A 9828-nucleotide genomic window follows, 5' to 3' on the forward strand; every position below is an offset into this window, starting at 1 on the left:
CCGTCAGAATGACAGGGCTTGGAGGGCTTACGGCGAAAAGGTTGCCGAAGTGCTATTGCCTGCGTCTGCGGCGGTCAAGGCGGGCAGGGCGAGGTGCAGCCTGTCACCGATACGGTGCAACCTGCCGCCAGTCGCCGCAGCCTCGGCGGCGGCCAGGCGCAGGGTGAAGCCGATGCCGAACATCCCGGTGGCGAGCGATTGCCCGCGCTCGCCCGCGACGGCGACGAACAGGGCGTCCGGATCGCGCTCCGCCAGCACCGCAGGCAGGGCGACCGTGACTTCGACAAGGGCCCCCTGTGTGGACCACGTCAGGTCGAGCGTTTCCCCCGGCGCCGTCGAGCCGGCCAGGGCGGCGAACAGGCGCCACACCAGTCGCTCCACTTCGGGCCGAGCGACCCGCACCGGAAGGCTGGTGGCCGAAGGGTCGGAGGCGAGCGCGAAGCCGCTGCCGCGCGGTTCCGTCCACGCGCGCAGGCGCACGACGGTCTGCGCGAGAACGCGGGCCAGATCGCATTCGCCTTCGTCGAGCGGCATGGCGCCGGTTTCCAGCCTTACCAGCCGGTCGAGTTCCTCGAAGCCCGCGAGGATATGCGCGCAGTCGCCGGCGATGGCGGCGGCGAGGGCGCGGTATTCGTGCGGGGCGGGCCCATAGAGTTGCTGCTGGATGATCTCCGCCGCGACCTGGATGGCGTTGGCGGGGGTGCGCAGTTCGTGGAGGACTTCGCGCATCCGGTCGGCTTCGGTGGTGTCGGGCAGGGGCGCGGTGGCGACCACGACCGGGGCGGCCGGACGACGCAGGCGGCCGCAGTAGCCGATGAAGCTGCCGGCCTCGAACCGGGCGATCGCATCGACCTGCCATGAGCCGCTCACGGCAGGCGCGCCGGCGATGCGAATGCGCTCCGCGCGCAGCGGTTGGCGGCGCTGCATCGCGGCAATTAGGCTGGATCCGTTGGCCGATTCGTCCTGTGCGCCGGCCAGGTCGAGGCCGATGACGGACGGCGCGTAGGGACCGTCGGCCCATGCGACGCGGCCGTGCAGGTCAGTGGTGAAATCGATCGCCAGCGCCATGCGCACGGTGAGCGGGGCGCTGTCACCGAGCGGCAGGCGCGGGGCCTCCGCGCCGGTCTCGGGCGGGCCCATGGCCTCGCGCGCCTTGCGGAATTCCTCGATGCGCCGGACGATCGCACCGATGCCGGCCTCGCTGGGCGCACCCGGCGCTTCGGCGGCTGTCTTGTGCTGAAGGTCCTTCTGCAGCTGCGCGGCGCGCGCCTTGGCCCATTCGCTGAGCGAGGTGGGCGGGGGCGGATCGTCTGCCATGTCGAGCAGTTCGAGCACGTCGTCCGACATGTCCTGGTCGAGGGCGATGTCGCCGGTCGGCGCATTGAAGGAGGCGCGCGGCGCGTCGGGTAGAGGCGATTCGGGGTCCGGTTCGATCGGCCCCGAGGGCAGCGCGCGGTCATGGATGCCCAGCCGCTCAAGCAGCGCGGCGGCGCGGGGCGGAAGGTCGCAGCGATGGCGCAGGATGCCGCGGGCGCGCACCGGCAGCGCGGGAATGAGGGCGAGCCACGCCGCTTCGCTGAGCCGTGCGGCGCGAATCGCTTCGCAGGCCACGTCGGGCTCGGCCTCGGCCAGCATCGCCAGCAGGCGCGCGTTGGTCATCGGCTGGAGCGGTTGGCGCAGCAGGCGCGCGCGGTCGGCGGGAGAAATTTCCCGCCCCAACGCTGCCAGCTGGGCATAGCCCGCAGCCATGGTTTCGCTGAGTTCAGCGGAGTCTGGCGCCTGGCCGAGGATATCGACGAGCTGCCGGAACTGCACCCGCGCCAAGCCATCCCCGGAGGGCGGCAGGCGCAGCACAGTGGCAAGGCGATCGTCGAAATGCATTCAATCTCCGGGTCCCGCCGACCATGGCAGGGCAGACCCTATGGCCCGGCTATGTTTACCATAAGGAAAACAACGTGGAAGTCAGGGGGGATCACCACCTAGCAAAGCTGGGGACGAGCGGAAGGGCACAGTTTCCGCCGTTGCAAAGCGGGACGATTACGCTATGCCCTAATAAAATTACGACATACCGACGTTTTCGATGTGTAAGTTGCAACGCGAGAGTGCGAAAGTGCTCCGCCGGGGAAATTTCGAATGATCAATCTCGATGAAATCGACCGCCGCCTGCTGGCAGAACTGCAGGCGGAAGGGCGGATCACGAATGTCGAGCTGGCCCAGCGCGTGGGTCTCACCGCGCCGCCCTGCCTGCGCCGCGTGCGCAGCCTTGAGGAAGCGGGCGTCATCCAGGGCTACCATGCCGATCTCGACGCTTCGAAGCTCGGCTTCACGATCACCGTCTTCGCGCTCGTCAGCCTCAAGAGCCAGGCCGAGGAATCGCTGCGCGCCTTCGAGGACCACATGAAGGGCCTGCCCGAAGTGCGTGAGTGCCACATGCTCAACGGCGAGATCGACTTCATCCTGAAGATCGTCAGCCGCGACCTGCAGAGCTTCCAGGAATTCCTGACCAGCAAGCTGACGCCCGCCCCCAACGTGGACAGCGTCAAGACCTCGCTGACCATCCGCACCGCGAAAAGCGTGCCGGGCGTACCGATCGGGTAAGGTAGTCCCCGGCGTTCGGGGTGGGTGTTCAGCGCCCCCAAAACCGCCATTAAAATCCTGTCGTCATCCCCACGAAGGCGGGGATCCCGCTCCTCTCGTGTAGAGCAAGGTGCGGAAAGGAAAGCGGGGCCAAGCTTACAGCCCCGCAGCCGCTTCCAGCGCCAGCATGTAGCTTTGCGCGCCGAAGCCGGCGATCGTGCCCCTGGCCGCCATGCCCACCCACGACGTGTGGCGGAAATCCTCGCGCGTGTGCGGGTTGGAGAGGTGGACCTCGATCACCGGCACCTTGATGGCGCGGATCGCGTCGAGCAGCGCGACCGAGGTATGGGTGTAGGCGCCGGCGTTGAGCAGCACGGCGTGGGCGCCGGCGTCCTCTGCCTCGTGCAGCCAGTCGACGAGCGCGCCTTCGTGGTTGGACTGGTGCATGGTGATGGCGATGCCCAGCGCGCGGCCGCGTTCGGCCAGCATCGCGCCGATGTCGTCCAGCGTCTGCGATCCGTAGATTTCCGGCTCGCGCTTGCCCAGCCGGTTGAGGTTGGGGCCGTTGAGCACATAGACCAGCTTGTCCGCCATCGTTTCGCAATTCCCGTGTTCGAGCGGCTTGAGCTTTAGCGGGCGGACGGGGCGGCGCAAGCCGCAGCCGTTACTGGACGGGCGGTATCGGCGGCGGCGGGCCGCCGGGGTCGAAGTTCCCGGGGGGCGGGGCGTCGGGAATGTAAGGTGCGCGCGGGGCCGACGGCTCGCTGTCCTGTGCCGGTTCGTCCTCGGGTTCCCCGGCATCGTCCGCAGGTTCGTCGCCGGCGTAGAACGCCTCCAGCGACTGTTCGTTATCCTTGGCGCGCAGCGCCGCCGCGTCCCGTTCGGCCTGCTTGCTGGCGGCGGCGGCCGCCTCGCTCGCGGTGGCCTGGGCCTGTGCGAGCTGTTCCGCATCGTCGGGCGATCCGCAACCCGCAAGGGCGAGCGCGGGAAGCGTCAGCAGGAGAAGGCGAGCGGAAAGGCGGGACACGTGGGGCGCTCCTCGGAGGGACATTGAACGACGAGATGCCTTGTAGCGCCCCAAGGTTAGGGATTGCTTAGCGGTCGGAGCCCCTGGTCTTGCCCCATTGGCGCATCGCCGCATAGCCGAGGTAGCCGGTACCGAAGAGGGCGTAGAGCGGCTCGGGGATGCCGCCCAGGTACGCGGTCATGCTCTCGCCGATGGCGCGGGCGGTGGCGGGGTCGAACGCACCGATCACGCCCATCGGCAGCGACCACAGGATCATGACGTAGATGACGTAGAGAAAGCTGGGCCGCGCACGGCTGGTCCAGGGGTCCGCAGAATTGGCCTCGGCGACGACGGCGGAGAGGCTGGCCTGCAGCATCTCGAGTTCCTGCGAATTCTCGAGCCGTAGCAGTTCCAGCTTGGCGCGGTCCCGCGCCTCGGGATCGGGCACGACCTTGTCGATGATGCGGGTGACGGGGCCGAGCAGCGAATCGAGCAGCGGCATGGGCGGGTCCTTCCGGTTGGAGCGAGCGACCCGCAACCAGATATCCATATAGGTTCGTGTAGGAAAACGGTTTCGTTCGACCGGCCAGACGCCGGCAATCGCTCGAGGCGCCCAGGGGCCGCTCGGTGATCGTTATCTTTGACTAGATGCTGTCTGGCCCGCATTCGCTTTGCGGCTCTTTCGAGCGGCAAAAGGGGTGGCGAAATGCGAGAAGATAATTGGTCGGGACGAGAGGATTCGAACCTCCGACCCCCACACCCCCAGTGTGATGCGCTACCAGGCTGCGCTACGTCCCGACCGGAGCGCGGCCTATAGGCAGGTCCTTCGAGATGCGCAAGCGGGGTTTCGAGAGTTTTTCGCCTCCGCCCGAAGTCGCTTGAACGGGCCGGGCGCGGGCCTATCTGCCTGTTAGCAGGCGGTGGGCGCGCACAAGCCCCCGCGTTGCCACGGGTGCGCTTTATTGCTAACCGCGCGCATCCGGTTGCGTCCGGTTGGGGATTTTTTCCGACCACGCGCTACCCGCCGGCCGGTCTTGCGAATCGCCGGCCGACAGACACGACAAAGAAGGCCCATCATTTCCATGCAGACCTCGATCCTCGCCCAGCTCGCTGCCGCAGCACCCGCTGGTGCGCCTCCGGCCTGGATTACGTACATGCCGTTCGTGGCGATGGCGCTGATCTTCTGGTTCCTCATCCTGCGCCCGCAGATGAAGCAGCAGAAGGAGCACAAGAACAAGCTCTCCGCGCTCAAGAAGGGCGACGAGGTGCTGACCGGCGGCGGCCTGATCGGCAGGATCGTCAAGATCGACGATAACTACGCCGAGGTCGAGCTGGGCCAGGGCATCAAGGTCAAGGCGCTCAAGTCGACCATCGTGGACGTGATTCCGCCCGCCGGCGCCAAGCCCGCCAACGACTGATCGGGCCACGGATTTCCCGGGCGGGGCATCGCGTCCCGCCGCCCCGGTGAGATCGCCCGTCTGGAGAGAACGATAGGCAATGCTTGAATTTCCCACCTGGAAGAAGGTCTGGTACTGGGGGCTGGCGTTCGTGCTTTGCGCGCTGTCGCTGCCGACCCTGCTGTCCTTCACCACCGTGCGCTGGCCCGAGAGCCTGCCGCATCCGAAGATCAACCTGGGGCTCGACCTCGCGGGCGGCTCGCGCCTCTTACTCGAGGCCGATCGCGGGCAGGTCGTCGCACAGCGGCTGGAGGGCATGGAGGAATCGGTCCGCACGCGCCTGCGCGCAGCCGAGCCGCGCATCGCCATCGGCGACGTGTCGAGCCGGGGCGGACGCCTGTCGTTCACCGTGCGCGACGCCGCGCAGGTCGACGCCGCGCGCGAGGCGATCCTGCCGCTGACCACCGGCGCGGGCCTTTCCGGCCAGCGCGACTGGGACATACAGGTCGTCAACGGCAACCAGTTCGTCCTCGCCCCGACGCCCGAAGGCATCGACCTTGCGGTCAGCAACGCGATGGAGACCGCGGTCGAGGTCGTGCGCAAGCGCATCGACGCGCTCGGCACCAAGGAGCCCGACATCCGGCGCCTCGGCGGCACCCGCATCGACGTGCAGGTGCCCGGCCTCCAGGACCCGGCCGCGCTCAAGTCGCTGCTCGGCCAGACCGCCAAGCTCGAATTCAAGCTGGTCGACGAGACCGCCGTGCCGACCGACCTTGCGCAGGGCATCGTCCCTCCGGGCGACGAGATCGTGCCTTACGCCGATGCCGCCGCAGCAGGCGGCGCGCCGCCGGTGATCGCGGTCAAGCGTCTGGGCGGCATCAAGGGTGACGAACTCACCGATGCCAAGCAGAGCTTCGAATCCAAGACCAACCAGGCGGTCGTCTCGATCACCTTCAACCAGCAGGGCGGCGAGAAGTTCGCCAAGCTGACGACCGAGAACGTCAACAAGCGCTTCGCCATCATCCTCGACGGCAAGGTGCTTTCCGCGCCCAGCATCAACGAGCCGATCCTGGGCGGCAGCGCCCAGATCTCGGGCAGCTTTAACGTGAAGTCGGCGACCCAGCTCGCCATCGCCCTGCGTTCGGGCGCGCTGCCGGTCGACCTCACCGTGGTGGAGGAGCGCACCGTCGGTCCCGACCTCGGCGCGGATTCGATCAACAAGGGCATCGTCGCCATGGCCGTCGGCACCGGCCTGCTGATGATCTTCATCTTCGTGACCTACGGCCGCTTCGGCGTCTACGCCAACGTCGCGCTGGTGGTGAACCTGCTGATGATCATGGGCGTCATGGCGGTGTTCGGCACCACGCTGACGCTGCCCGGCATCGCCGGCTTCGTGCTGACGATCGGTGCGGCGGTCGACGCCAACGTGCTCATCAACGAGCGCATCCGCGAGGAACGCCACCGGGGACGGCGCGTCGTGCAGGCGGTGGAGATGGGCTACAAGGAAGCCAGCCGCGCGATCTTCGACGCGAACATCACCAACGTCATCGCCGCCATCTCGATGGCCTACTTCGGCACCGGCCCGGTGCGCGGCTTCGCCATCGTCCTGCTGATCGGCATTGCGACCTCGGTCTTCACGGCCGTCACGCTGACCCGCATGTGGGTCGCCGGCTGGCTGCGCAAGGCGCGGCCCGCAGACCTGAACCTGTAAGGGGAGAGGACATATGAAGCTCCTCAAGCTCGTTCCCGACAACACCAACATCCACTTCCTGAAGTGGCGTGTCCCGTTCTACGTGGTCAGCCTGCTGCTGATCATCGCGTCGATCGGTCTCGTCGCCACCAAGGGCCTGAACCTGGGCGTCGATTTCGTCGGCGGGCAGGTGATCCGCGTCACCTTCGAGCGCACTGCCGAAGCGCCCGTCGCGCAGCTGCGCGGCGAGGTCGACGCGCTGGGCTACGGCGAGCCGACCATCCAGCGCTTCGGCAAGCCGAACGAGATCTCGATCCGCATGAAGCTGCCGGAGGGCTCGGACAAGCAACCGAAGCTCGCCGAAGCCATGGCGACGAAGATCACCGGTAACATCCGCAGCAACCACGCTGACGCGCGCATCGACGGCGTCGATTCGGTCACGGGCAAGGTGTCGGGCGAACTGGGTCGCAGCGCCATGCTCGCGCTCGGGCTCGCCGCGCTGCTGGTGGCGATCTACATCTGGGTGCGGTTCGAATGGCAGTTCGGCGTGGGCGCGCTGTTCAGCCTCGTCCATGACGTGACGCTGACGCTGGGCCTGTTCGCGCTGACGCAGATGGAGTTCGACCTCAACATCGTCGCCGCGCTGCTGACGCTGATCGGCTACTCGCTCAATGATACCATCGTCGTCTACGACCGCATCCGCGAGAACCTGAAGAAGTATCGCAAGATGCCGATGCCCGAGCTGCTCAACCTCTCGGTCAACGAGACGCTGGCGCGCACCATCGTGACTTCGCTGTCGATGCTCATCACGCTGGTGGCGCTGCTGCTGCTCGGTCCCGACGTGATCTTCGGCTTCACCGCCGCGATCGTGCTGGGCATCTTCGTGGGCACCTACAGCTCGATCTACATGGCCGCGCCGATCCTGATCTGGCTCGGCGTGAAGCCCGACAGCTTCGTCGCCACCGAAACCGCGATCGACCGGCAGGACCGTCTCGCCCGCGAGGCCGGTGCGCCCAGGAAGGGCTGATCTTGACCTCTCCGGACCGCTGGCGCAGGCTGGCCGTCCGGGGAGGAAATACGCCATGGCCAAGGTCATCGTATCGGAGCCGCACAAGGCTCCGCAGGTCGTCATGCCGGCGGGATTACGCGGACAGGGCAGGGTCTTCGCACTGGTCGGGCCCGAACGCTTCCCGCTCACGCTGCACCGCGTGGACCTCGAACCCGGAGAGCGTTTCGAGGTCGGCCTGCGCGAAGCCGACACCGTTCTCTACATCTGGGCCGGCGGCGTGGGATCGGGCGGCTGTTCGCTGCCTGCGGGGTCCAGCGCGATCATCGAGCGCCGCGCCTCAGCCACGGTGCAGGCCGGGTTCGAGGGCGCCAGCGTCTTCGTTTTCTCCAGTACCGAGGCCGGCCGGGGCGAGGGCGGCCATGTACATCTCCTGCCCCGCGCCCGCGTTCCCGCCTGCGAGCGCATGAGCGAGCAGAGCGAGACCGGCGGCGCCATCCACGCCGATTCCGATTGCCCGACCTGCGAGGTCTGGCTGCACGAGAACCACTTCGCCGGCGCCGATGCCCCCACGCCCGAGGAAGCCGCTCGCGGAATCCATTCGCATAGCGAGGACGAGGTCATTGTCGTGCTTTCCGGGCAGATGCGGCTGGGGGTGAAACTGGTGGGGCCGGGGACCGCGCTCGCGATCGCCGCGGACACGCTCTACAGCTTCATCGCCGGTCCCGAGGGCCTGAGCTTCGTCAACTTCCGGGCGCGGCGTCCCGGCGACATCCGCTTCGCGAACGGGCCTGCGATGAACGAGACAGCCCTGTGGCGCGCCATCCTGCCGCGCCCCGCATATCTGGAACCGCTCGCCTGAGGCGCGGTCAGCGCGCGTCGAACGCTTCGCGTGCCTGCTCGACCCGGTCGAGGTTGGCGGCGGCCCACATCCACACGCCGCAGAACGCCTCGCTGAGGCTCGATCCCAGCGGGGTTAGCGCATAATCGACGCGCGGCGGCACCACGGCGTGGACGTGCCGGCTAATCATGCCGTCGCGCTCCATGCGGCGCAGGGTCTGCGTCAGCATCTTCTGGCTGATCTCGGGAACGTGCCGCGCGACTTGCGTGAAGCGCAGTTCTCCGTGCTCCTCGAACACTTCGAGCAGGATCATCGTCCACTTGTCTGCAACGCGGCCGATGAGTTCGGTGACGAGCGCCTCGACGCGCGGATCGAGGGTCTCGCACTCCCGGCCCTGATCCGGCGCGGCGATCGCGTCTGCGCTCATGGTATCCACGGGGCTGTCACTCTCTTTCGGGTAAGTATAAATCTTTTGGGTGCCTTCTTTCCGAACGAGTGTGGGGCGTTACATCTTGCCCGTCAACCAAGGAGTCCCCCATGAAAACGACCGGAAACACCATCCTCATCACCGGCGGCGGCTCGGGCATCGGCGAGGCGCTGGCGCAGCGCTTCCATGACCAGGGCAACGTCGTGATCGTCGCGGGCCGCCGGCTCGATGTACTGCAGGCCGCCTGCGCGGGGCGCGCCGACATGCATGCGCGCGTGCTGGACGTCGAAAGTGCCGACGGCGTCGCGACCTTCGCGGACGAGTTGCTGGCGGACTTTCCGGCGCTCAACGTGCTCGTCAACAACGCCGGGATCATGCGCTACGAACGTCTCGACCGCGCCCGCGATCTCGCCGATGCGGAGGCGACGCTCATCACCAACGTGCTCGGCCCCATTCGCCTGATCGACGCCCTGATCGGGCAGTTCACGAGCCGCCCGGATGCCGCCATCGTCAATGTGACGTCGGGCCTCGCGTTCGTGCCGCTTTCGGGCACGCCGACCTACAGCGCCACCAAGGCGGCGGTGCACAGCTATACCCAGTCGCTGCGCGAGATGCTGGAGGGCCGGGTCGAGGTCATCGAATTGGCCCCGCCCGCAGTCCAGACCGACCTCACGCCGGGCCAGCGCACCCGCGAGGGCTACCAGCCGCTTGGCGAGTTCGCGGACGAGGTCATGGCGCTCTTCGCGCAGGACCCGACCCCTGCGGAAATCCTCGTCGAGCGGGTCAAGCCGCTGCGTCTCAGCGAAGCGCAGGGCAGCCAGGAGGCGATCATGGGCAACCTCACCGGCCTGTCGATGAAGATGTTCGACGAGCTCGGCATGTAA

The 9828-nt window shown here is 67.5% G+C and carries 11 protein-coding genes and 1 tRNA gene; 6 read left to right on the top strand and 6 right to left on the bottom strand.

The features are described 5' to 3' along the window. Positions 1–27: 27 nt before the first annotated feature. Positions 28–1881 (bottom strand): sensor histidine kinase, encoded by a 1854-nt coding sequence (locus AC07M9_RS06020; RefSeq protein WP_494882165.1) that lies wholly within the window; start codon positions 1879–1881, stop codon positions 28–30. Between the two features lie 252 nt (positions 1882–2133). Here AC07M9_RS06020 and AC07M9_RS06025 point away from each other — a divergent pair, with 252 nt between their 5' ends. Then, entirely contained in the window at positions 2134–2598 is a 465-nt protein-coding gene (locus tag AC07M9_RS06025) for an Lrp/AsnC family transcriptional regulator (RefSeq protein WP_494882167.1), read from the top strand. A 135-nt stretch (positions 2599–2733) separates the two neighbouring features. On the opposite strand, the gene aroQ is transcribed toward AC07M9_RS06025, so the two are convergent. The 4 genes from aroQ to AC07M9_RS06045 all read right to left on the bottom strand — a co-directional run bounded on the left by aroQ (position 2734) and on the right by AC07M9_RS06045 (position 4381). Beyond that, positions 2734–3171 (bottom strand): type II 3-dehydroquinate dehydratase, encoded by a 438-nt coding sequence (gene aroQ / locus AC07M9_RS06030; protein ID WP_494882169.1) that lies wholly within the window; start codon positions 3169–3171, stop codon positions 2734–2736. A 70-nt stretch (positions 3172–3241) separates the two neighbouring features. After that, the gene (locus AC07M9_RS06035) at positions 3242–3604 is read right to left on the bottom strand and encodes a hypothetical protein (RefSeq protein WP_494882171.1); all 363 of its coding nucleotides are present in this window, start codon (positions 3602–3604) and stop codon (positions 3242–3244) included. Between the two features lie 67 nt (positions 3605–3671). Beyond that, positions 3672–4085 carry a holin family protein gene (locus AC07M9_RS06040; protein WP_494882173.1) on the bottom strand — a complete coding sequence of 138 codons (414 nt, stop codon included), beginning with the start codon at positions 4083–4085 and terminating at the stop codon, positions 3672–3674. Positions 4086–4304: 219 nt separating this feature from the next. Beyond that, a tRNA-Pro gene (locus AC07M9_RS06045) sits at positions 4305–4381 on the bottom strand. A gap of 284 nt (positions 4382–4665) precedes the next feature. On the opposite strand from AC07M9_RS06045, the gene yajC reads away from it, so the two are divergent. The 4 genes from yajC (at position 4666) to AC07M9_RS06065 (ending at position 8538) form a co-directional block, all read left to right on the top strand. Beyond that, positions 4666–5001: a preprotein translocase subunit YajC gene (yajC, locus tag AC07M9_RS06050; RefSeq protein WP_494882174.1), complete on the top strand. Its 336-nt coding sequence runs from the start codon at positions 4666–4668 to the stop codon at positions 4999–5001. 79 nt (positions 5002–5080) lie between these two features. After that, positions 5081–6691 (top strand): protein translocase subunit SecD, encoded by a 1611-nt coding sequence (gene secD, locus AC07M9_RS06055; RefSeq protein WP_494882175.1) that lies wholly within the window; start codon positions 5081–5083, stop codon positions 6689–6691. A gap of 13 nt (positions 6692–6704) precedes the next feature. Beyond that, complete coding sequence (gene secF / locus AC07M9_RS06060) at positions 6705–7697, top strand: protein translocase subunit SecF (protein WP_494882176.1); 993 nt, start codon at positions 6705–6707, stop codon at positions 7695–7697. Positions 7698–7752: 55 nt separating this feature from the next. Then, the gene (locus AC07M9_RS06065) at positions 7753–8538 is read left to right on the top strand and encodes a hypothetical protein (RefSeq protein ID WP_494882178.1); all 786 of its coding nucleotides are present in this window, start codon (positions 7753–7755) and stop codon (positions 8536–8538) included. Positions 8539–8545: 7 nt separating this feature from the next. Here AC07M9_RS06065 and AC07M9_RS06070 read toward each other — a convergent pair whose 3' ends face one another. Continuing rightward, positions 8546–8944, bottom strand: a complete 399-nt coding sequence (locus AC07M9_RS06070; RefSeq protein ID WP_494883892.1) for a winged helix-turn-helix transcriptional regulator — start codon at positions 8942–8944, stop codon at positions 8546–8548. A gap of 110 nt (positions 8945–9054) precedes the next feature. Between AC07M9_RS06070 and AC07M9_RS06075 the strand changes: the two genes are divergently transcribed. Further along, positions 9055–9828: an SDR family oxidoreductase gene (locus AC07M9_RS06075; RefSeq protein WP_494882179.1), complete on the top strand. Its 774-nt coding sequence runs from the start codon at positions 9055–9057 to the stop codon at positions 9826–9828.

It is taken from the genome of Novosphingobium sp. GW821-FHT09E05 (assembly GCF_059416165.1).